The 21,014-nt window shown below is 64.3% G+C and carries 19 protein-coding genes; 7 read left to right on the top strand and 12 right to left on the bottom strand.

What is annotated here, in order from left to right; translation table 11 throughout:
- Positions 1-42 precede the first annotated feature (42 nt).
- Complete coding sequence (locus ABLE71_RS18590) at positions 43-396, top strand: DUF423 domain-containing protein (RefSeq protein WP_348784945.1); 354 nt, start codon at positions 43-45, stop codon at positions 394-396.
- A gap of 78 nt (positions 397-474) precedes the next feature.
- On the top strand, positions 475-2,250 hold the full coding sequence (locus ABLE71_RS18585; RefSeq protein ID WP_348784944.1) for an SLC13 family permease: 1,776 nt from the start codon (positions 475-477) through the stop codon (positions 2,248-2,250).
- Positions 2,251-2,263: 13 nt separating this feature from the next.
- On the opposite strand, the gene ABLE71_RS18580 is transcribed toward ABLE71_RS18585, so the two are convergent.
- Entirely contained in the window at positions 2,264-2,962 is a 699-nt protein-coding gene (locus ABLE71_RS18580; RefSeq protein WP_348784943.1) for a DUF2270 domain-containing protein, read from the bottom strand.
- 102 nt (positions 2,963-3,064) lie between these two features.
- Positions 3,065-3,217 (bottom strand): hypothetical protein, encoded by a 153-nt coding sequence (locus ABLE71_RS18575; RefSeq protein ID WP_348784942.1) that lies wholly within the window; start codon positions 3,215-3,217, stop codon positions 3,065-3,067.
- A gap of 152 nt (positions 3,218-3,369) precedes the next feature.
- Here ABLE71_RS18575 and ABLE71_RS18570 point away from each other — a divergent pair, with 152 nt between their 5' ends.
- Positions 3,370-4,434 carry a LacI family DNA-binding transcriptional regulator gene (locus ABLE71_RS18570; RefSeq protein WP_348784941.1) on the top strand — a complete coding sequence of 355 codons (1,065 nt, stop codon included), beginning with the start codon at positions 3,370-3,372 and terminating at the stop codon, positions 4,432-4,434.
- Positions 4,435-4,449: 15 nt separating this feature from the next.
- Here ABLE71_RS18570 and ABLE71_RS18565 read toward each other — a convergent pair whose 3' ends face one another.
- The 3 genes from ABLE71_RS18565 to sthA form a co-directional block, all read right to left on the bottom strand.
- Positions 4,450-4,947, bottom strand: coding sequence for a VOC family protein (locus tag ABLE71_RS18565; protein WP_348784940.1), 498 nt, complete (start codon positions 4,945-4,947; stop codon positions 4,450-4,452).
- A gap of 25 nt (positions 4,948-4,972) precedes the next feature.
- Entirely contained in the window at positions 4,973-5,407 is a 435-nt protein-coding gene (locus ABLE71_RS18560; RefSeq protein ID WP_348784939.1) for a VOC family protein, read from the bottom strand.
- 128 nt (positions 5,408-5,535) lie between these two features.
- Positions 5,536-6,924, bottom strand: a complete 1,389-nt coding sequence (sthA, locus tag ABLE71_RS18555; protein WP_348784938.1) for a Si-specific NAD(P)(+) transhydrogenase — start codon at positions 6,922-6,924, stop codon at positions 5,536-5,538.
- Between the two features lie 211 nt (positions 6,925-7,135).
- On the opposite strand from sthA, the gene ABLE71_RS18550 reads away from it, so the two are divergent.
- The 3 genes from ABLE71_RS18550 to ABLE71_RS18540 all read left to right on the top strand — a co-directional run bounded on the left by ABLE71_RS18550 (position 7,136) and on the right by ABLE71_RS18540 (position 9,439).
- Positions 7,136-7,606 (top strand): RDD family protein, encoded by a 471-nt coding sequence (locus ABLE71_RS18550; RefSeq protein ID WP_348784937.1) that lies wholly within the window; start codon positions 7,136-7,138, stop codon positions 7,604-7,606.
- Positions 7,607-7,741: 135 nt separating this feature from the next.
- Positions 7,742-8,497, top strand: a complete 756-nt coding sequence (locus ABLE71_RS18545) for an arginyltransferase (RefSeq protein WP_348784936.1) — start codon at positions 7,742-7,744, stop codon at positions 8,495-8,497.
- Positions 8,498-8,587: 90 nt separating this feature from the next.
- Positions 8,588-9,439 carry a DMT family transporter gene (locus ABLE71_RS18540; RefSeq protein ID WP_348785160.1) on the top strand — a complete coding sequence of 284 codons (852 nt, stop codon included), beginning with the start codon at positions 8,588-8,590 and terminating at the stop codon, positions 9,437-9,439.
- A 43-nt stretch (positions 9,440-9,482) separates the two neighbouring features.
- Here ABLE71_RS18540 and ABLE71_RS18535 read toward each other — a convergent pair whose 3' ends face one another.
- The 7 genes from ABLE71_RS18535 to ABLE71_RS18505 form a co-directional block, all read right to left on the bottom strand.
- Positions 9,483-9,971 (bottom strand): nucleoside deaminase, encoded by a 489-nt coding sequence (locus tag ABLE71_RS18535; protein WP_348784935.1) that lies wholly within the window; start codon positions 9,969-9,971, stop codon positions 9,483-9,485.
- A gap of 140 nt (positions 9,972-10,111) precedes the next feature.
- Entirely contained in the window at positions 10,112-10,612 is a 501-nt protein-coding gene (locus ABLE71_RS18530) for a CAP domain-containing protein (protein ID WP_348784934.1), read from the bottom strand.
- Between the two features lie 24 nt (positions 10,613-10,636).
- A complete protein-coding gene (locus tag ABLE71_RS18525; protein WP_348785159.1) occupies positions 10,637-11,845 on the bottom strand; it encodes an AI-2E family transporter in 1,209 nt (402 codons plus the stop codon).
- A 110-nt stretch (positions 11,846-11,955) separates the two neighbouring features.
- The gene (locus ABLE71_RS18520) at positions 11,956-15,087 is read right to left on the bottom strand and encodes an efflux RND transporter permease subunit (RefSeq protein WP_348784933.1); all 3,132 of its coding nucleotides are present in this window, start codon (positions 15,085-15,087) and stop codon (positions 11,956-11,958) included.
- Positions 15,084-16,256 carry an efflux RND transporter periplasmic adaptor subunit gene (locus tag ABLE71_RS18515; protein WP_348784932.1) on the bottom strand — a complete coding sequence of 391 codons (1,173 nt, stop codon included), beginning with the start codon at positions 16,254-16,256 and terminating at the stop codon, positions 15,084-15,086. Before ABLE71_RS18515 ends, ABLE71_RS18520 begins: the two co-directional genes overlap by 4 nt.
- A gap of 76 nt (positions 16,257-16,332) precedes the next feature.
- Entirely contained in the window at positions 16,333-17,004 is a 672-nt protein-coding gene (locus ABLE71_RS18510; RefSeq protein WP_348784931.1) for a TetR/AcrR family transcriptional regulator, read from the bottom strand.
- Positions 17,005-17,215: 211 nt separating this feature from the next.
- On the bottom strand, positions 17,216-19,570 hold the full coding sequence (locus ABLE71_RS18505; protein ID WP_348784930.1) for a DNA topoisomerase IV subunit A: 2,355 nt from the start codon (positions 19,568-19,570) through the stop codon (positions 17,216-17,218).
- A 201-nt stretch (positions 19,571-19,771) separates the two neighbouring features.
- Between ABLE71_RS18505 and ABLE71_RS18500 the strand changes: the two genes are divergently transcribed.
- A complete protein-coding gene (locus tag ABLE71_RS18500) occupies positions 19,772-20,977 on the top strand; it encodes a hypothetical protein (RefSeq protein WP_348784929.1) in 1,206 nt (401 codons plus the stop codon).
- Positions 20,978-21,014 lie beyond the last annotated feature (37 nt).

Here is a 21,014-nt window from a genome sequence, read left to right as displayed (position 1 = left end):
CAACGCTATGGTTTCCGCCCTGACAGCCACTACGGTTCTGCCGTGGCAAGCCGCCTCCTGATCTTCGGGGCCGGGCTTTGCGGCGCGGCGGGCGTTGCCCTTTCCGCCGTCGCGGCTCATGGCGGAGCGGCCAACACGGCGACCGCGGCCACTTTTCTCGTCGTGCATGCGCCCGTGTTCCTGGTCATCGGCATGACCGTCTTCAACGCAATCATGCGCTGGGCAGCCCTGGTCCTGCTTCTCGGCCTGGCGCTCTTTGCGGGCGACATGGTGACGCGCGATTTTGCCGACGAGCGCCTCTTCGCGATGGCCGCGCCGACTGGCGGCGGCCTGATGATTCTTGGCTGGCTGGGCATCGCACTCGCCGCGCTCTTTCCCCGTCGCCTGCTGGGGTGATATCGTCGTTGCCCGACCCTTGGGCGATGGCAACGAAAACCCGTACCGCGCGTTTTTGACCGCCAGCCGCGAGTCGCCATGCTCCCACTCCCACAACTTCTCTCCTTCGCCGTCATCGGGCTGATGATGGCTGCTTTCCTGTGGGGCCGACTGCGCTACGATCTCGTCGCGGCGCTGGCTCTGCTGGCAGCGCTCGCGGTCGGGGTGGTTCCCCTCGACAAGGCATTTACGGGCTTCAGCGACGACATCGTCATCATCGTCGGCAGCGCGCTCCTGGTCAGCGCCGGCGTCGCCCGAAGCGGAATCATGGAGTTCGCGCTGCGGCGCTACCTTCCCGATTTTTCTTCGGTGCGCGTGCAGCTCGCGCTGCTCGTCGTCACGGTGGCCGTGTTGTCGGCGTTCGTGAAGAACATCGGCGCGCTCGCCATCATGATCCCGATCGCGTTCCAGTTCGCGCGGCGCTCCGGGACATCGCCCTCTACGTTCCTGATGCCGATGGCCTTCGCATCGCTGCTCGGCGGGCTGATGACGCAGATCGGCACGTCGCCGAACGTCGTTGTATCGCGCGTACGCCAGGATATCACAGGCACGCCCTTCACCATGTTCGATTTCACGCCGGTAGGCGTGATCCTTGCCGTGTCGGGTTGCATCTTCCTCATCCTCTTCTACTGGATTCTGCCGCAGCGCACGCGGCAGGACAGCGCGCTTCACGAAGCCCTCGACATCAAGAATTATGTCGCGGAAGCGAAGGTGGTCGAGGAATCCGCAGTGGCCGGCAAGACGGTAGCGGATCTGCTCAAGATCGCCCGCGGCGACGCGCTCGTGAAGTCGATCATCCGGTCCAACAGCCTGCGCCTGACACCGTTTCCCGATCTCCTTTTGCGAGTTGGTGACCGATTGCTCATCGAGGGCGACCACGAAGCGCTCGACAGGCTGGTCGCGCAGGCCAAGCTCAGCCTCGGCCGCGACAACACGATGGCCGCAGGCGACGGCGCCGAAACAATCGCCATCGAAGCCGTGGTCGGCGAGAACTCAAGCCTGATCGGCTGGTCGGCGGCGAACCTGCTTCTCTACGACCGCTTCAACGTCAACCTGCTCGCCGTCAGCCGCCAGAACGAACGGTTCGACCAGAAGCTCGGCACGATTACGCTGCGCTTCGGGGACGTGGTCGTCCTGCAGGGCAGCGAGGCCTCGTTGCCGCGCTTCCTGCGCGACTTCGGCCTTCTGCCGCTGGCCGAGCGCTCGCTGCTGCTGGGCAGCGCCCGCCGCGGCATAGTGCCTGTGATGATCCTTATGGTCGCGATGGGCGCCACGGCCTTGGGCGTTCTTCCCGTTCCGATCGCCTTCTTCGCCGCCGCGGTCGGCATGGTGATGTTCCGCGTCATCCCGATCCGGGAAGTCTACGCAGCCATGGACGGGCCAATCCTGGTGATGCTCGCCGCACTGATCCCGGTGAGCGACTCGCTGCGCAGCACCGGCGCAACCGACGTCATTGCCTCGATGCTTGCCGAGATCGCAGCGTCCCTTCCAGGCTACGGCGCGCTGGCCTTGATCCTTGTCGTCGCCATGGCCGTCACCCCGTTCCTCAACAATGCCGCGACCGTGCTTGTGATGGCGCCGATCGCTGCCGGGTTCGCCGCCTCGCTTGGGTTCCAGCCGGAGGCCTTCCTCATGGCCGTGGCGATCGGCGCGGGCTGTGACTTCCTGACGCCCATCGGCCATCAGTGCAACACGCTGGTCATGGGACCTGGCGGTTATCGCTTTTCGGACTATCCGAGGCTCGGTCTGCCGCTTTCGTTTCTTGTCATAGTGATCGCGGTGCCGGCGCTCATGCTGGTCTGGCCGCTAAGCTGACCAAACAGAATGCTTACACATGCACGTCGCCTTCGGTGACATCTGTCTCGGCCGCTCCCAGCGTCAAAGCGACAAGGAAGAGGGCGACATAGAACGCCGCCACCGCCGCCACGACCAGCCATCCGGGCAATGGTCCAAGTGCCGCATTGTTCACAGCCTCGGCCGCCGTGGCCACGAGGCCGCCGCTGCCCGTCGTCTCGCTCTGAAGGCTCGGCGTCGATATCTTCAACACCCAGGCAAACAGCACGATCGCGAACATATGGATGTAATTGCGGCGCAATCTGCGGGCGAAGGCGGTCCAGTGCGATATGTGGAACTTGGGCGTCCTCAGGCTCTCCCCTAGAATCGCCAGCCAGTTGGCTGCGTGGTCCGGTTGCGGCGAGAACAACTGAGCGAAATAGTGCCGCTCGAGCTGGCGCACCCTGGCCCGATAGACGTCGAAGAAGCGATAGCGCCTCGCCTCGATCCACAGCAGGAGCATGATCAGCAGCATGGCGAAGATCAGCACCCCATGGTGGGCGCTCGACGTCGAAAGCGAGAGCGACAGCATCGCAGCAACAACCGTTATCGCCCAGTTGGTGGTTCGGTCGATGCGGTCGCGCCAGCCGGCCATACGGGCGATCTCAGCGCGATGGAAATGCGCCACAGTCGTCACGAACTCGTTGGACGACAGCGGTCCCTGGCTTAGCTGGCTCGGAAGCTGGTTGTCCATGACCGATGCATCGGGCCGCGCTGGGCGGCCGCCTCCCCTCGATGATCTAGCGCGAGGCGCTGTCTTCGTCGAGAGGTGCCGGCGTGGGCCGGGAACGCGGTCTCAGCGCGTTTCTTCGTCGCGGCGGAAGCGCGGCAGACGCCAGGCCGGCACTTGCCGGTCTCTGCGCTGCTGGCCCTCCGACCTGTCCCGGTGCTGCGGAATGCCCCAGTAGTGCCGCATGATTTCGTCGAACAGGTAGTTGACAGGATGCATGACATCCTCCTCTTATTGAATCGATCCAATCGAGGGTCGCACGTCGTATTGGATCGATTCAAAACATAGGGGGTCACGGGCGAGAGTCAAGTAGAATTTGAACCGATCCAAACCAGATGCTATAGCTTCTGACATTAGGAGGCTCCGCGGAAGTGGACGCGAAAATCAAGCCTGTCAGGCTCGCCGATGTGGCCAAGGCGGCCGGCGTCTCGCATGGCACCGCCTCCAACGTTTTCTCGCGCCCCGAGATCGTTCGCGAGGAAGTGCGCGAGCGGGTAAGGGCCGCCGCCGGCAAACTCGGCTATGGCGGGCCAGACCCAAAAGGCCGGCTTCTGCGCGCCGGCAAGGTCAACGCCATCGGCGTGGCGACCGCCGAACCCCTGTCGTACTTTTTCGACGATCCCTTCGCGCGCGTCGTCATGTCCGGCATCAGCGAGGCCTGCGACCGCACGGGCGCCGGCATAGCGCTTGTTTCAGCCGCGAACGAAGAGCAGCTCGCCTGGAACATCAGGAGCGCGCTGGTCGACGGCTTCATCGTCTTCTGCCTCGAAGGCGGCTCGCGGCTGGTCGAGCTCACCCGCGAACGAGGCCTGCCCTTCGTTGCGCTCGACTTCGGCTTCGACGACGAGAGGATTGCCGCAATCGGCGTGGACGATGTCGCTGGAGCGCGCCGCGCCGCGCGGCACCTCGCCGGTCTCGGCCACAGGCGTTTCGCCATCCTCTCGCTGGAGTTCGACGGCGGCGGCCATGGACCTGCCTCCTTCGAACGCGCCAGCGCAACCGTTTACGCCGGCACGCGCGACCGCATCGCCGGCTATCTCGGGGCGATTACGGAGGCCGGTGCGGATCCGGCCTCGGTACCGATCTACGAGACGCAGAACGACAAGGCGACGACCCATGCCGGCCTGGAATACTTCTTCGCTGCGGAAACCCCGCCGACCGCGATCCTCGCCATGTCCGACAAGGTCGCGCTTTATGCTCTCGACTGGCTGGCAGCGCGCGGCATCCCGGTCCCGGGCGACGTGTCGGTCGTCGGCTTCGACGGCGTGCCGGAGGGCGAAACCTCCGAACCGCCCCTCACCACGATTGCCCAGCCGATGGCGGAGATGGGCCGACGCGCCGTCGAGATGATCCTCGGCTTCGACGGTACGATTCGCCGCGAGACGCTGGACGTCGAGTTGATCGTCAGAGGATCGACGTCCGCGCCTCGCGGCTGATCGGACTTAAATCCGCTAAGCTGCCTTAGTCCCCTCGAAAGCTCTTCTGATGGGCTCGATCTCGAGCTTGACCATCTGCATCATCGCCTCGGCCACCCGTTTGGCCCGCGCCTTGTCCTTGGTCCTCATCATCTCCATGAACTCGGTCGGCACGATCTGCCAGGACACGCCGTATTTGTCCTTCAGCCAGCCGCAGGCCTCGTAAGCGCCGCCTTCGCCCAGCGCGTCCCAGAGACGGTCGACCTCGGCCTGGTCGTCGCAGTTGATGACGAAGGACACCGCGTGGTTGAAACTATCCATCGGCCCGGCCTGCATCGCGTTGAACTGGACGCCGCCCAGCGTGAACTCGACGACCTTCACCGAGCCGGGCGGTCCGCTCGGCGAGTCGGCCTGCAAGGTCCAGATGTCGTCCAAGCTCGAATTGGGGATCAGCGAGACATAGAAGCGGACCGCCTCTTCCGCCTCCCTGGCGAACCAAAGAAAGGGGACGACTTTTGATACGGCGATTGTCATGATTTCTTCCTCCGATCCTGTTCGCTCAAGCGGCCGCGGCCGACTGGTCGCCGCCGGAGGTCGCCGCCTCGACATCCATGCACGCGACTTCCCAGATATGGCCATCCGGATCCTCGAAGCTGCGCCCGTACATGAAGCCCAAATCCTGGGTCGGCGTCGGATCGATGATTGCTCCGGCGGCCTGTGCCTTGCCGACCATGGCGTCGACGTCGTCGCGGCTGTCGGCCGAAAGAGCGATCAGCACCTCGCTGCTCGTCTTTGCGTCGACGATCTTCTTGGACGTGAACTGACGGTACTTGTCGTGCGTCAGAAGCATCGCGTAGATGGTCTCCGAGAAGACCATGCAGGACGCCGTATCGTCGCTGAACTGCGGGTTTTTCGTCGCCCCGATGGACTCGTAGAACGCCGTCCCCTGCTTCAGGTCGGCGACCGGCAGATTCACGAAGATCATTTTCGGCATCGATTTTCTCCTGTTGCTGTCGCCTATAGGACGAACTGGAGCGGGAGAAATCGACATCAAGCCGGAAAATTTTCGTCGTAAATTGGTGTTCGTCATTCCGGGGCGGGCGTCATGCCATTTGATGCCCGTTAGTTGCCCATGCGGTTCCAGGCATCGAGCCCAGCGATCTTGTAGGCTTCGGCGAGCGTCGGATAATTGAACGTGTTGTTGACGAAGAAATCCACCGTGCCGGCGAGGTTGATCACCGCCTGGCCGATGTGGATCAGTTCGGTCGCGCCCTCGCCGACGATATGGGCGCCGAGCAGCCTCCTGGTCTCGATCGAGAAGATCAGCTTAAGGAAGCCTGAATCGACGCCCATGATATGGCCGCGCGAGGTCTCGCGGAAGCGCGCCACTCCGATTTCGTATGGCGTGCCCGAACTGCGCACCTGTTCCTCCGACTGGCCGACCGTCGAAATCTCGGGCACCGAGTAGATGCCATACGGGAACGTCTCGGGCGGCGGCGGCAAGTTGACGCCGAAGGCGTGGCAGGCGGCCACCCTGCCCTGCTCCATGGCTGTCGAGGCCAGACTCGGGAAGCCGATCACGTCGCCCGCAGCATAGATGTTGGGCACCGTCGTCTGGAACGTCTCCGGATTTGCCTTGATGCGGCCGCGGCTGTCGACCTCGATGCCGATCGTGTCCAGGCCCAGGCCGCCGATATTGCCGCTGCGCCCGGCCGCGTAGAGCACGATCTGCGAACGTACGGTGCGCCCGTCGCCCAGCGTGATCTCGACCGACCCCTTGTCGACCGCGATCTCCTTCACCGTGCTGCCCAGCCTGATCGCCATGCCGCGGTCGCGCATCTGGTGCAGGAAATCGTCGACGATCTCGCTGTCGACGAAGTCGAGGATGGCGTTTCTGGATTCGATCAACGTCACCGGCACGTCGAGCGCGGAGAAGATCGTCGCATATTCGACGCCGATGACGCCGCCGCCGATCACGGTCAGCGTGCGCGGCAATTTCTCGAGCGACAGCATCTCGTCGCTGTCGAACACATGCTCCTTGTCGAACGGCACGCTGTGCGGCCGGTAGGGCCGCGTGCCGACCGAGATCATCGCGTTGGCGAAACCAACCTCGGTGATGTCGCCGTTCTCGTTGGTGAGCTGCAGCCTGTCCGCGGTCAGGAACTTCGCCGTCGCCCGGATGTGGCGCACACCGTTGCGCATGAACTGGTGCTGCAGTACCTCGACCTCATGGTCGAGGGTCTTGTGCAGGCGCTGGATCAGGTCGCCGATCGAAATGTCCTGCTTGACCCGGTAGCCGCGGCCGTAGAAACCGCGCTCGCGCCAGCCCGACAGGTTCAGCACGGTCTCGCGCAGCGTCTTCGACGGGATCGTGCCGGTGTGCACGGAGACCCCGCCGAGACGGCTGCCCTTGTCAACCACCAGCACCGATTTCCCCAGCTTGGCCGCCTGGATGGCGGCGCGGCGGCCGGACGGGCCGCTGCCGATGACGACCATGTCGTATTGCTGCATCTGGTTCCCCTTGACCCGTTGCGCCCCAAATCATGCTGCAGTGCAGCGAGAGTTAACGTCATCGCGCGACCGAACTCAACCGATTGAACGCGACGTTAACCCGCCGGCCTTGTCCAGCCGGATGCAAAAGCTTGAATCGGCGGCAATCCTTCACCATTTTCATCGACAGGCGCATGACAGAGCGCCACCAAGGAAAGCAACGGAGAAAAGATTGAACGCCCGTATCCTCGACGGAGAAATCGTCGCAACGCGGCTTGACGATGTCAGAGCCTATGACGGCGTGCGCACGCGGCGCGTCTTCGCCTTCCTGCTCGATTACCTGATCGTCGCGCTCCTGCTCATCCCCTTCGCGATCCTGGTATTCTTCCTTGGCCTGCTGACCTTCGGCCTCGGCTGGTCGCTGTTCGCCGTGCTCGGCCCGGCGGTGGCGCTGGTCTATGTCTGGAATACGCTCGGCGGTCCCAACCAGGCTACAACAGGCATGCGAATGATGGGCATCCGGCTCGACCGTCTCGACGGCGGGCGCGTCGACGGCATGCTGGCGATCGTCCACTCCGTTCTCTTCTGGGCGGGCAATGTCGTGCTGACCCCGCTGATCCTGCTCGTCACGCTGTTTTCCGACCGCAAGCGGGCGCTGCATGACCTGCTGCTGGGAACCGTCGTCACCCGCTCCGACAGCTAGGCGGATTCTGGAATCATTCCCGCCGCTTGACGTGGCGGGCGCAAGCGTCGATTCATTACGCTCACAATCCAGTTGAAATTTTTGCGGCACGCTTCAAGGTAGAGTGATTCGCAAGGAGCAGTTTGCCGGCACGCGATGACGCACCATACGACACAGTCGCCTCAGTTCTTCCTGACCGCGCCGTCGGCCTGCCCCTATCTCGACGGCCAGTTCGAACGCAAGGTGTTCACCCATCTCGTCGGCGACAAGGCGCCCGAGATGAACGACCTGCTCACCCAGGGCGGGTTCCGCCGCTCGCAGAACATCGCCTACCGCCCCGCCTGCGAGAGTTGCCGCGCCTGCGTCTCCGTGCGCATCCTGGCCGGCGAGTTCAGGCCGACCCGCAACATGCGCCGCGTCATCCAGCGCAATGCCGACCTGATCGGCGAGATGCACGACGCCGAGCCTTCGACCGAGCAGTACTCGCTCTTCCGCACATACCTCGACGCTCGCCACCGCAAGGGCGGCATGTCGGACATGACCGTGCTCGACTACGCCATGATGGTCGAGGACACCCATGTCGACACCAAGGTTATCGAATACCGCCGGCGCGGTCCCGACACCTTCATCACCGGCCGCGGTGTGGGCGAACTCATCGCCGTCGCGCTGACCGACAAGATGGGCGACGGCCTGTCGATGGTCTACTCCTACTACAATCCCGCCTTCGACGACCGCTCGCTCGGCACCTTCATGATCCTCGACCATATCGCCCGGGCACGCGCGGCCGGCCTGCCCCATGTCTATCTCGGCTACTGGGTCAACGGCTCGCGCAAGATGGACTATAAGGTGCGCTTCCTGCCGCAGGAGCACCTTGGCCCGAAGGGCTGGGAGCGCTTCGACGAACAGCCCTGACACTGCAGCGACGCGCGCCCGTAGCCGTCAGCGGAGCGCGACTTGCCTGCCAACCATTCGGACCACGTCAAGGGACTGCTCATCACCGGAATGGGCGGCCTGGCGCTTACCGTCGACATACCGCTTCTGAAACTCGCGAATGGCGAAGCATGGTCGGTGCTGATGCTAAGGACCGGGGTGACCTTCCTCGCCGCGCTCCTGATCTGGGCCGTCTGGCGGCTCGCCTCCCCGTCCGCGCCCAAGCTCGTGCCCGGCCGCGCGGGGCTTGCGGTCGCCGCGCTCTATGGCCTCGGATCGATCTTCTTCGTCACCGCCGTCTACAACACGACGACGGCGAACCTGGTCTTCATCCTCGCCTTCAACACCATGTTCGCCGCGCTGCTCTCCTGGCTCTTCCTCGGCGAGCGGCCCGGCTCCGCCACGCTTCTCGCAATGGCGGCAATGATTGCGGGCATCCTCATCATCGTATGGGACTCGGTCGGCGCCGGAAACCTGTTCGGCGATATGATGGCGGCCTGTTCGGCACTCACCATCGCGTCCGCGATCACCATCTCGCGCGCCAGCGGCGATAATATGGGCTTTACCGCCATCACCGGCGTCATCTTTCCCTTCGCGGTCGCGGCTATCATGGTTGGCGGCAGCGGCTACCAGATCGAGGCGCCGTGGTGGATCATTTTCAACGGCGCCGTCATCATGCCCTTGTCCTTCTACTGCCTCGCCACCGGCCCGCGCTACATTTCCGGCCCCGAAGTCGCGATGTTCTATCTCCTGGAAACCGTACTTGCGCCGGTCTGGATGTGGGTCATCTTCCAGGAGGCGCCGACCCGCAACAGCCTGATCGGCGGTCTCATCCTGATCACGGCACTCGTCGCGCATTCCGTCTGGCAGCTTGCGGAAGGCCGCAAGCGGCGGGCAGCGACAGCGGTGAACTACCCGGCTTAGCGGAGCGGATCGTCGTTCGCTTCACGCAGCCGCAGCGGTTGAGCTACCTGTCTTTCCAGAAATCGGTATGGAGTTGCGCGGCCTCCGCGGCAAGCAGCGGGCCGACGACTTCGGTCGGACGCTGTCCAGCTTCGAAGACGACCGTGCAGGGCAGATCCAGCGTGGGATTCTCGACGTGTGCACCCGTGAGTGCCTTCATGTCATGCTCTGCCAGCCCGAACACGACGCGTCCGATACCCACCCAGTAAATAGTGCCCGAGCACATCGCGCATGGCTCGGCGGACGTATAGAGCGTGCATGAGGCAAGCTCTTCGAGGCTCAGATTCCGCTGCGCCCAGGAGGCCAGCAGCCTTTCGGCATGGGCGGTGCGGTCGCCCCCTCCGGATTTGTAGCCGTTGGGTTGCTCGCGCAATACATTGCCGTCCTTGTCGGCGAGAAGCGCGCCAAAGGGATGTTCGCCTGCATCGCGCGCCTGCCGCGCCACCTCGAATGCCTGACGGAGCAAGCGCTCATCATAGGGGCGCTGTGGCATCGACCGCACCTCGATTGCTTGTTGGACAGTAGTGCCGAACAGTCCGCCGACTCAAGCCTGCAGATTCAGTCAACAGCCGTCAAACCGGTTGGGCGGCCCGTATCGGCAGGATGCAAATGTCAGAATCGGACCACTGGCGACTATCTTCCCAGCACCAGGGCCCAGTATTTCCTGCCCTGCCCGTCTTCCGCCGACGCCAGCCCGTAACGGGCGAAGCGCGGATCGAGCATGTTGCGGCGGTGACCCTTCGAATCCATCCACATCGAAAACAGCTTTTCCGGGTCCATCGCGCCGTGCGCGACATTCTCGGCCGCGGCACCCTCGACGCCGTTCTCCTTCATGCGGGTGGCGAAATCCTTGCGCCAGCCGGTGCGGTGACTCATCGCGTCGGCGCGCGCCATATAGGCGGCCTGCTGCGCGGCAGCCCTCTCCAGCTTCCGGTCAGGGACAAGTGCCGGCAGGCCATGCTCGGTGCGGATCGACGTCAGATACATCTCGCCCGTAGTCGAGGCGCCGACGCCTTCGCCGACGCCCTTCGGACTGACCATCGAAAACACGTTCTGGCAGCCCGCCGTGGCAAGCAGGGCGATGAGCGCAATTGCGGCGACCGGCCGGTGCGGCCGTCTGATGTCGTTGGTCATGCGCTACCCGAGACTTATCAAAACCTACGTCTTCAACCCGATTGTGGCTTTTGCCGGGCCGGCGGTCGAGGCGGGCTGGGTTTCGACCACGACCGGCGGCTCGTGCATCTGTTCGACAATCGGCTCCGCCGTTACTTCGACCTCGTGCAGCCATTCGCGCCAGATCGCGACGAGGATCGCCATCAGCACCGGGCCGATGAACAGGCCGAGGAGGCCCATCGTCTTGACGCCGCCGATCAGCCCGAAAAAAGTCGGCAGGAAGGGGAGCTTGATCGGCCCGCCGACGAGTTTGGGCCTCAGCGTCTTGTCGACGACGAAGAGTTCGATCGAGCCCCACAGGAAGAGCGCCACGCCGGCCACGGGCGAGCCGCTGGCGGCCAGGTAGATCGACACCAGGGTGAATGACAGCGGCGCCCCGCCGGGAATCAATGCCATCAGTCCCGTAAGCGCGCCGAGCGTCACCGGCGACGGCACGCCGGCGATCCAGTAAGCGACGCCGAGCACGAGCCCCTCGCCGATGGCGATCAGCGTCATGCCCGTCACCGTCGAGCTGATCGTGCGGGGCACCACGCGCGAAATGCGCTCCCATCGCATCGGCAGGATGCGCTCGCCGAGCCGGTCGATCTGGCCCGCGAAGGCCTCGCCGTCGCGATAGGTGAAGAACAGCGCTATCAGCATGAACAGCAGCGTCAGAAGCAGGCCGAAGGCGCTTCCGCCGGCGGCCAGCACGCCGCGATAAATGCTGCCTATATTAGCGCCGCTGATCAGCTGGATGATCTCGCCGATACCGCCCGGATGCGCGAGATAGCCTGTCCATTGCTCATCGAGCCAGTCGCCGACCCCGGGCAGCTGCGTTATCCACGCGGGCGTCGGCGCGCCGTTACGGTTGGTTTCCAGCGCCCACCCGACCCATTGCTGGATTTCGGTGATCGCATAGCTGCCTGCCATCATGATCGGAATGATCAGGAAGGCCAGGATGAGCAGCAGCGCGATGCTTGCCGCAATCGTGCGGCTGCCGCCGACGGCGTCGAGCAGCCTGCGGTAGAGCGGCCAACTCGCGAAGGCGATGACCAGTGCGGCCAGCACCGGCACCACGAAGCCGTGGAAAAAATAGACGCCCGCCGCCAACACCAGAAGCAGCAGCCATCGCGCCGCCGACAGCGGCGCGATCACCGCCCCGCGCGGAGCGGTCGACGCTCCGAAGAGCGGACGCTCCCGCTCGGCAGCCTTGATCCTGGGTTCCTTCAAACGCGTATGTTCCAGCCAATGCCCAATCCGTCACATAGTGCATAAAGATCGCGACAGGCAAATGGCGGATGCAAGGCAGGGAGGCTGAGAGGACGCTACTCCGCCGCCACCGGCATCTCCCGCGGCGGCAGCATGTTCGCATTGGCCGCATGATGGTGCGCAGGGTCCGGCTCGTCGGCTGAATTGGGCCGTACCAGCCAGCGCCACAGCCTGGCCGTGCCGATCGCCGCATCGTCCATGATCGTATAGAAGGACGGCACGAAAATCAGCGACAGGAAGGTCGAGACCAGGAGGCCACCGACCACCGCGATGGCCATCGGCGCACGGAATTCGCCGCCGTCGCCGAGCGCCAGCGAAGCCGGGATCATGCCGGCGGACATCGCGATCGTCGTCATCACGATCGGCCGCGCGCGCTTCCTGCCCGCATCGATGATCGCCTCCTTGCGCGAAACGCCCGCCTTGACCTCCTCGATGGCGAAATCGACGAGCATGATCGCGTTCTTCGTCACGATGCCCATCAGCATCAATATGCCGATCACCACCGGCATCGACACCGCCGAATTGGTCAGCCAAAGCGCCGCCGCCACGCCGCCGATCGCCAGGGGCAGCGAGCCGAGGATCGTGAAGGAGTGGAACACCGAGCCGAAGAGCAGGATCAGCACCACTAGAACCAGCATCAACCCGGTCGACATGGCGGTCGCGAAGCCGGCGAAGACTTCGCCCATCACCTCGGCGTCGCCGGTCTCCTGGATGCGCGTGCCGGCAGGCATGTTCTTCACCGCCGGCAATTCCCACACCGCCGCCAGACCGTCGCTGAGTTCGGCACCCGGCGCCATGTCGGCGCCGATGACGACGCGCCGCTCGCGGTTGAAGCGGGCGATCGAAGACGGACCCTGCCCGAAGCTGATCTTGGCGACGGAAGACAGCGGCACGATGACGCCCGAGGGAGTCGTCACCGGAAGCTGGCTGACGACTTCGATGTCGTCGCGCGCGGCTTCGGTAAGCTGCACGCGGATCGGGATCTGCCGGTCGCCGACGGTGAACTTGGCGAGGTTCTCGTCGATGTCACCCATGGTGGCGACGCGCAGCGTCTCGGCAACCGTCGCCGTCGAAATGCCCAGTTCGGCAAGTCTGGCAAGATCCGGCTCGACGACGACTTCCGGCCGGTCTAGCGCGGCGTTGGAAGTGATCGCGCGGAACTTTCCCGTCGCTGCCATCTCGCTCTGTATCTTGCGCGCCTGGCTGTCGAGTACGGCGCCATCCGTGCCCATCACGCCGAAGGCGAGCTGCCGCTCGCCGCGATCGTTGACAAAATAGGCGCGCAGGTCGGGGATCGTCTCCATCCTGTCGAGCAGTATGCCTTCAATCTCATGCTGCGGAATATCCCGCTCCGACTTGTGCTTCAGGTCGGCCACGACAGTGGCGCGCCGCGTCTCCATCGTGCCGGTCGGGCTGGCGCCACCGATAACGTAGACATTCTCCACTTCGGGCACTTCGAGCATCAGCCTGGTGACTTCGTCGCTCGTGGCGCGCGTGTCCTCGAGCCTGCTGCCCGGCGGCAATTCGAGCGAGAAGACTATCCGGCTGGCATCCTCGCGCGGGATGAATCCCGACGGCAGGAAGCCCATGGCATAGATCGAGCCGATGAAGAAGGCTATGCCGGCGCCGAGCGTCACCCAGCGAAACCTGAGGCTCGACCGCAGCAGCCGGTCGTAGCCGCGCATGACCATGCCGGGCTTGGGTTCGGCGTGGCCGTGCCCGCGCAGGAAATACGCTGCCATCATCGGCGTGATCAGCCGCGCCACCAGCAGCGAGAAGAACACCGCCACCGCGACAGTCAGGCCGAACTGCTTGAAGTACTGGCCGGCGATGCCACCCATGAACGATACTGGTGCGAATACAGCCATGATGGTCGCCGAAATGGCGATCACGGCGAGCCCGATCTCGTCAGCCGCCTCAAGCGAGGCGCGGTAGGGCGACTTGCCCATCTTGACGTGCCGGACGATGTTTTCGATCTCGACGATCGCGTCGTCGACCAGGATGCCGACGACCAGCGTGATGCCGAGCAGGCTCACCAGATTGAGCGAGAAGCCCATCATGGAAAGCGCCCAGAAGGTCGGGATGATCGACAGCGGCAGCGCGGTCGCCGACACGAGGGTGGCGCGCCAGTCACGCAGGAATATGAACACCACGATGACGGAGAGCGCGGCGCCCTCCATCAGCGTTTCCATCGCCGAATCGTAGTTGCCGACCGTGTAGCTCACCGAGTCGTCGACCTTGGTGATGCTGACGTCCGGATAGGAAGCTTGCAGATCCGCGACCGCCGCGGCCGCCCGCTCGTTCACCTCGACGTCGCTTTCGCCCTTGCCGCGGAAGATCGCGAACGAGACGACGGTGCCGCCGTTGACGCGGGCAAAGGATTTAGGCTCCGCCCAGGCGTCGGTCACCGTCGCGATGTCGGAAAGTCTTACCTTGCGGCCGGCCGAGAGCGGGATCTCCAGCGCCTGCAGATCGGCCACCGTGTCGGCGCCGCCGAGCGTGCGGATCGATTGCTCGCGGCTGCCGAACTTGGCGTTGCCCCCGGTCATGTCGGCGTTGACGGCGCGCAGCGCCCGGTTCACGTCGCCGGCAGCGACGCCGAGCGCATTCAGCCGGTCCGGGTCGAGTTCGATCTTGATCTCGCGCGTCACGCCGCCATAGCGGTCGACGCGGGCGACGCCCTTGAGGCCCTGCATCTTGCGGATAATCGTGTCGTCCACGAACCAGGACAGTTCCTCGATGGTCATGGCGGGCGCGGAGACGGCATAGGTGAGGATCGCCTGGCCTTCGACGTCGATCCTCGCGACGACCGGATCGTCGGCGGTCGCGGGGAGATCGGAGCGGATGAGCTCGACCGCGTCCTTGACGTCGTTCACCGCCGTCTGCGTATCCACCTCGAGGCGGAACTCCACGGTCGTTTGCGACGTACCCTCGGTCAGCTGCGAGACGACGTTCTTGACGCCCGAAATATTGGCGACGGCATCCTCGATACGCTTGGTGATCTGCGTTTCGAGCTCGCTCGGCGCCACGCCGGGATCGGTCACGGTGACGGAAACAAGCGGGATGTCGATGTTGGGGAAGCGCGTCACCGGGAGCTTCGAGAAACTCATCAGCCCGAGCGCGACCAGCACGATGAAAAGCAGGATCGCCGGGACAGGATTGCGGATGGACCAGGCGGAGATGTTCATGGCTTGACGGCTCCCGTCGCCTCGACGCGTACCGGCGTCACCAGGTCGCCATCGGCGACGAATGTGCCGGCGCGCGACACGACTTCCTCGCCCTCGGCGATGCCCGACACGATCTCGACCATCTCGCCGGATCGCGCGCCGAGCGTGACGGTCTGCGTCCTGACCTTGCCGTCCTCGACGCTCTGCAGGAACGCGTCCGGGCCGGCGTACATCACGGCCGAGGTAGGCACCGCCACGCCTTGGCGCCTGATGATTTCGATCTCGCCGCGCGCAAAATTGCCGGCACGGACGGGCGAGCCGGGCTTCAGGGCAATGCGGATCGCACCAAGCCGCGACGAATGGTCGACCTCGGGCGAGATCCTGCGGACCGATCCGGCGATCGGCCGATCGAAGCCGGCCATCGAAACTTCGGCCACCATGCCATTCGCCAGCCGCGGCAGGGCCGTCTCGGCGACCGTTGCTGCAAGCTCGAACTCGCTGTTGATGGCGATGCGGAAAAGCGGCGCGGTTTGCGCCATCACCACGCCGCCCAACGTGGCGTCGCGTGCGAGGATCAGCCCGTCAGCCGGCGCGCGCAGCTCGGTCTTGGATATCTGCACGACCACGTTCTGACGCTGCGCCTCGACCACGGCGAGCTGTGCTTCGGAGGCCTTGAGCGCCTTCTCGGCGGAGTCGAGCTTGGCCTTGGCGCTGTCCAGCGCGTTGACGGCGTTGTCGCGCTGCGCGTCCGTCGCTACGCCCTTCTTCTGCAGCGCTTCGGCGCGATCGAGCGCTTCCCTTGCCTGCCGGACGCCGACTTCGACGTCGCCGATCTGGGCGCGCATCTGGGCGATATTTGCCTCGGCCTGGGCACGACTTGCCTCGATCTGCGCGAGCTGCGTGTCGAGCATCGAGCGGTCGAGAACGGCCAGCACATCGCCCTTCTTTACGAGGTCGCCCTCGTCGGCATTGAGCGCGATCACCGTCAGGCCGTTGAGGTCGGTGCCGACCGCGGCCTCCTCGCGAGCGACGATCGTGCCGTTCACCGAAAGCGTTTCGACAAGCTCACGACGTTCGGCGGCGACGACGCGTATCGACGGCGGCACCTGCTGGACGACGGGCGCGGCCTCGCTCGCGGCAAACGCCACGGCAGGCGAACTCGCCAGCATGGTGGCGGCGAGCAACGCCATTGCTGCACGCGTTAGGGGACTGGACTTGGCAGGCATGAAGATCACCAAAGAATACGAGTGAAAGCTGCTCTCGGCGTCAGGCCTTTTGGGCCATCCGCTTGCCGGTCGGCCTCAACATGCCGACAAGCATGGCGCGCATGGCCGCTTCGATCTGGTCGAGCGATATGCCGCGTGCAGGCAGGTCGTTGATCGCGATGCCTTCGCCAACCGACATGAGGACGGCCATGAGGGTTTGCAGATCGACAGGCGGGTCGATCTCGCCACGCTCGATCGCGCCTTGGACGAGAGGTGCGATCATTCCGGCGATCTCCGCTTTGTGCCCATCGACCGTGTCGCGGATCGTCGCATTGCGGTTGGACTCGGAGCGCATCTCGGCAAATAGCGCGGCGCTGCCCTTCTTGTGGGTATGCGCGATATGCGCCATCGCGCCCTCGACCAGACCGTCGAGAGCGGAAGTCGCATCGCGGAAGGCACTGAAGCAGGTCATGTCATCCTCGCGGTCCGCCTCGCAGATCGCGGCGACTATCGACTCCTTGGACGGGAAATAGCGGTAGAGGGCGCCGGGGCTCATGCCGCATTCGGCGCAGATCTGGTGCATCGACGCCCCCTGGAATCCGGAGCGGACAAAGCAAGTCTGGGCCGCCTCGAGGATGCGCTGAATCTGCTGGTCGCGGCGCTCGGCCCGAGTCTGCCCCTGCCCTTCGAGCGGCTCGGCTTGCGTGGCCTCGAAAAAGACAACGTCTTCCATGACTATCTCCAGGAGCGAATGTTCGCTCTCACTTTATGCGAATGATTGCTCGCACTTTATGCGAACGATCATTCGCGGTCAAGATGCTGCAGCGCGAAAAGCTCGCCGGCGACCTCTGCGGCGCAATCTCCTGCTTGATACGGATGAACGCAGCCTCTCCTACGCACGCTCGCACGCGCCGGCAGAAAAAGGCTCTAAGTATCGGAAAGTATTATCCGAACTTGCCGGTGCGCGGGAAACCCTTGGGAGCGATCCGCCCGGCCGAGGCACGCGCGCCGAACCATTCGGCAAGTTCCTCGCGGCTGCGCGTGAAGGTGCGGTCGGCCGAATCCTGCCAGGAAAGGCCCTCGGCGACCGTGAAGGTCTTCATGTCGAGAACGCCGCCATCCTTGTATTTCTGCAGCCGCACGCCCTTGCCGCGCGCCATTTCCGGAATCTCGGCGAGCGGGAAGATCAGCATCTTGCGGTTCTCGCCGACGATGGCGACGTGATCGCCCGACAGCACCGCGCAGTGCGACGCCTCGTCCGGCGACTTGACGTTCATCACCTGCTTGCCCTTGCGCGTATTGGCGACAACCTCGGCCTCCGGGACGGTGAAGCCGTTGCCGGCATGGCTGACGAGCAGCAGCTTGCGTTTCGGGTCGTGCACGAACGCCGTGACGATGTCCTGGTCGTTCTCCATGTCGACGATGATGCGGATCGGCTCGCCATGGCCACGGCCGCCAGGCAGCCGCTCGGCGCCGATCGTGTAGAACTTGCCGCCGGTGGTGAAGACGAGGATCTTGTCCGTCGTCTGCGCCGGAAATGCGAGCTTCAGGCTGTCGCCTTCCTTGAAGGTCAGCAGCGACAGGTCGCTCAGATGCCCCTTCATCGCGCGCAGCCAGCCCTTCTCCGAAACCACGACGGTGATCGGCTCCTTCTCGATCATGGCGTGGTGGATATCGGCCACGTCATGCTCCGGCGCATCGGTGAATTCGGTTCTGCGTTCGCCAAGCTTTGTCGAAGGGCCGAACTTCTTCTGCGTCTCGGCAACCTCCCACCGAATGGTCTTCCATTGCTTGGCCGGCGAGGCCAGCAGCGCCTCGATCTGCTTTTTTTCCTCCGACAGCCCGTCGAACTCCTTGCGGATCTCGAATTCCTCGAGCTTGCGCAAAGCGCGCAGCCGCATGTTGAGGATGGCTTCTGCCTGGTTGTCGGTCAGCGACCAGCGCGCCATCATGACCTGTTTGGGCTCGTCCTCCTCGCGGATGATGCGGATCACCTCGTCGATGTTGAGATAGGCGATCAGATAGCCGCTGAGGATCTCGAGCCGCCTCTCGATCTCGCCGAGCCGATGTTTCGAGCGGCGGACGAGCACGTCCTTGCGGTGCTCCAGCCACTCCGACAGCACGCTCTTCAGCGACAGGACGTTGGGCACCTTGCCGCGCGACAGCACGTTCATGTTGAGCGGAAAGCGCGTCTCGAGCTCGGTCAGCTTGAACAGCGATTCCATCAGCAGGCCGGGTTCGACCGTGCGGCTCTTCGGCACCAGCACGACGCGGACGTCCTCCGCGCTTTCGTCGCGCACATTCTCCAGCAGCGGCAGCTTGCGGGCCAAAAGAAGCTCGGCGATCTTCTCGATCAGCTTCGACTTCTGGACCTGATAGGGGATTTCGGTGACTACGATGTTCCAGGTTCCCCGGCCCTGGTCCTCCTGCTGCCATTTGGCGCGCAGCCGGAAGCCGCCGCGCCCTGTCTGGTAGGCCTCGATCATCGATGCCCAGCCGTCCACGACCGTCCCGCCGGTCGGAAAATCCGGCCCCCTCACCTTGCATTCGAGCAGGATGGCCTCGGCGCGCTTGACCGCATCCTTGTCCTCCTTGCGCAGTTCCTCCTGATGGCGCCGCTCGATCTCAGCCCATTGCTCCGGCGAGGTCATGAGTTCCGCGACCGGCGCGTCGCGGTTGTCGATCAGATGGAGCGCGGCCGCGCAAAGCTCCGCCGCATTGTGCGGCGGGATGGAGGTCGCCATGCCGACAGCAATGCCGGACGAGCCATTGGCGAGGATGTTCGGGAATGCGCCCGGAAGGACGACGGGCTCCTCATCCTCTTCGTTGTAGGTTGCCCGGAAGTCGACCGCGTCCTCGGTGATGCCTTCCAGAAGGGCCGTGGCAACCTCGGTCATGCGCGCTTCGGTGTAGCGCATGGCAGCGGCGTTATCGCCGTCGATGTTGCCGAAATTGCCCTGCCCATCGACCAGCGGGTAACGAACGGCAAAGTCCTGCGCGAGACGCACCAGCGCGTCGTAGATCGACTGGTCGCCGTGCGGATGGAACTTGCCCATCACCTCGCCGACGATGCGGGCGCATTTGGCGAAGCCCTGGTCGGGATTGAGGCGCAGAAGCCGCATGGCGTGCATGATGCGCCGGTGCACCGGCTTCAGCCCGTCGCGCACGTCCGGCAGCGCACGATGCATGATCGTCGAAAGCGCATAGGCGAGGTAGCGCTCTTCGAGCGCTTTTTTCAGGTCGACCGGCTCGATATGATCGCCGCCGCCGGAGGCAGGCGGAACAAGGCTTTTTCCCATTGCGCCGGGTTAGCCGAGCCGCTGATTCGCGGCAAGTGCCGCATGGGAGCGGTTGGGGTGCATCGCCTTTACCATCACTGCGAACGCACGGCGTCTGCGGTTGCCAAGGATCGGGGTTTGCGGGCAATCTGCGCGTCGCGCCTTATTTCCGGTCCAGTTCACGGCGACTGGTGCTCGGATTCCGCCAATTCGGGAACGACGATGACCAAATACCAAGCGGCCCTTCGCAAGCTCGCCTTCTCGACGATCCTGCTGGCTATTCCGCTCGACCTGGCGCTCGCGCAGGACGCGTCGGCAGTCGCGGACCGGCTGAAGGCGCTCAGCGCCAAGCAGGGGATAGACATCGGCTGGTCCAAGGTCACCGGCGACGCCTCGAACATGGTGATTGAGGGCTTCTCCGCAAGGGCGGCAGGCGAGTCGGATGCTTTCGAGATCGGCAACGTTACGCTTTCGGACGTCACGGAACAGAACGGCGGCTACCTCGTCGGCAGGCTGACGACCGCTCCCTTCTCGATGGCCGAAGACGGAATGGAGATCGACATCAGCCCGTTTGTGGTCGAGGGACTGAGCATTCCCGCCGACAGCACCGACCCGATGTCGTCCATCACCATGTACCGGAATGCATCCCTCGATAACCTGTCGGTCAAGATCGCCGGCAAGACCGCTTTCGCGCTCGACGGCATGGCCTTCCAGGCCGCGCCTCCGGAGGGCGGACAGCCCATGACCTTCAGCGGAGCGATCGAGAAGTTCAGCACCGATCTCACCGTCATCAGCGACCCGCAAGTCAGGTCGTATTTCGACGCGCTCGGCTACAGCCAGCTCGACGGCTTCATCAACCTGGCCGGATCGTGGCAGCCGGCCGATGGACGCTGGCTGGTCTCCCGGTATGACATCGCGATCAACGACGTCGGCACGCTCGGCATGACTGTCGACGTCAGCGGCTTCACGCCGGGCGTCCTCCAGAAGTTGAACGAGACCTCGGCCAGGATGGCCGAGACTCCCGACGGAACCGACACAGCCGACCAGAAAGAGCTGCTCCGCCAGTTGGAAAACGCCACGTTCAACGGAGCCAGCCTGCGGTTCACCGACGATTCGCTGACGAACCGCGCGGTCGGCATGGTGGCAGCGCAGCAGCGGGCAAAGCCGGCCGACGTCATCACCATGGCGAAGGCCGCGCTCCCGCTCGCCATGATGCAGTTCCAGATGGGAGAGCTGGCTGGCGCCATCTCGCCGGCGATCAACGCCTTCCTCGACGATCCCAGGAATGTCGAAATCGTGCTCGCGCCGCCCTCGCCCGTAACGTTCGGCAGGATAAGCGAGGTCTCCACCGCCACTCCGGGCGACAGCGCGGCCACTACAAACGCGCTTTGGACGTTGCTCGGCGTGAAGGTAGACGCTAACCAGTAACCGCAAAAACCGCGCAAAAGCCCGGCATCTTTGCCGG

It is taken from the genome of Mesorhizobium sp. KR9-304 (assembly GCF_040049215.1).
In the GTDB taxonomy this organism is placed as follows: Bacteria; Pseudomonadota; Alphaproteobacteria; order Rhizobiales; family Rhizobiaceae; genus Mesorhizobium_K.
The sequence above is the reverse complement of the archived record's forward strand: the minus strand, read 5'-3'. Positions and strand labels throughout refer to the sequence as shown.

What these genes read in the sequence shown, in the direction of transcription:
- ABLE71_RS18585 (WP_348784944.1), top strand. Translation starts at nt 475, where the DNA reads ATGCTCCCACTCCCACAACTTCTCTCCTTCGCCGTCATCGGGCTGATG.
- ABLE71_RS18580 (WP_348784943.1), bottom strand. Translation starts at nt 2,962, where the DNA reads ATGGACAACCAGCTTCCGAGCCAGCTAAGCCAGGGACCGCTGTCGTCC.
- ABLE71_RS18575 (WP_348784942.1), bottom strand. Translation starts at nt 3,217, where the DNA reads ATGCATCCTGTCAACTACCTGTTCGACGAAATCATGCGGCACTACTGG.
- ABLE71_RS18565 (WP_348784940.1), bottom strand. Translation starts at nt 4,947, where the DNA reads ATGACAATCGCCGTATCAAAAGTCGTCCCCTTTCTTTGGTTCGCCAGG.
- ABLE71_RS18560 (WP_348784939.1), bottom strand. Translation starts at nt 5,407, where the DNA reads ATGCCGAAAATGATCTTCGTGAATCTGCCGGTCGCCGACCTGAAGCAG.
- sthA (WP_348784938.1), bottom strand. Translation starts at nt 6,924, where the DNA reads ATGCAGCAATACGACATGGTCGTCATCGGCAGCGGCCCGTCCGGCCGC.
- ABLE71_RS18545 (WP_348784936.1), top strand. Translation starts at nt 7,742, where the DNA reads ATGACGCACCATACGACACAGTCGCCTCAGTTCTTCCTGACCGCGCCG.
- ABLE71_RS18540 (WP_348785160.1), top strand. Translation starts at nt 8,588, where the DNA reads ATGGGCGGCCTGGCGCTTACCGTCGACATACCGCTTCTGAAACTCGCG.
- ABLE71_RS18535 (WP_348784935.1), bottom strand. Translation starts at nt 9,971, where the DNA reads ATGCCACAGCGCCCCTATGATGAGCGCTTGCTCCGTCAGGCATTCGAG.
- ABLE71_RS18530 (WP_348784934.1), bottom strand. Translation starts at nt 10,612, where the DNA reads ATGACCAACGACATCAGACGGCCGCACCGGCCGGTCGCCGCAATTGCG.
- ABLE71_RS18520 (WP_348784933.1), bottom strand. Translation starts at nt 15,087, where the DNA reads ATGAACATCTCCGCCTGGTCCATCCGCAATCCTGTCCCGGCGATCCTG.
- ABLE71_RS18515 (WP_348784932.1), bottom strand. Translation starts at nt 16,256, where the DNA reads ATGGCGTTGCTCGCCGCCACCATGCTGGCGAGTTCGCCTGCCGTGGCG.
- ABLE71_RS18510 (WP_348784931.1), bottom strand. Translation starts at nt 17,004, where the DNA reads ATGGAAGACGTTGTCTTTTTCGAGGCCACGCAAGCCGAGCCGCTCGAA.
- ABLE71_RS18505 (WP_348784930.1), bottom strand. Translation starts at nt 19,570, where the DNA reads ATGGGAAAAAGCCTTGTTCCGCCTGCCTCCGGCGGCGGCGATCATATC.
- ABLE71_RS18500 (WP_348784929.1), top strand. Translation starts at nt 19,772, where the DNA reads ATGACCAAATACCAAGCGGCCCTTCGCAAGCTCGCCTTCTCGACGATC.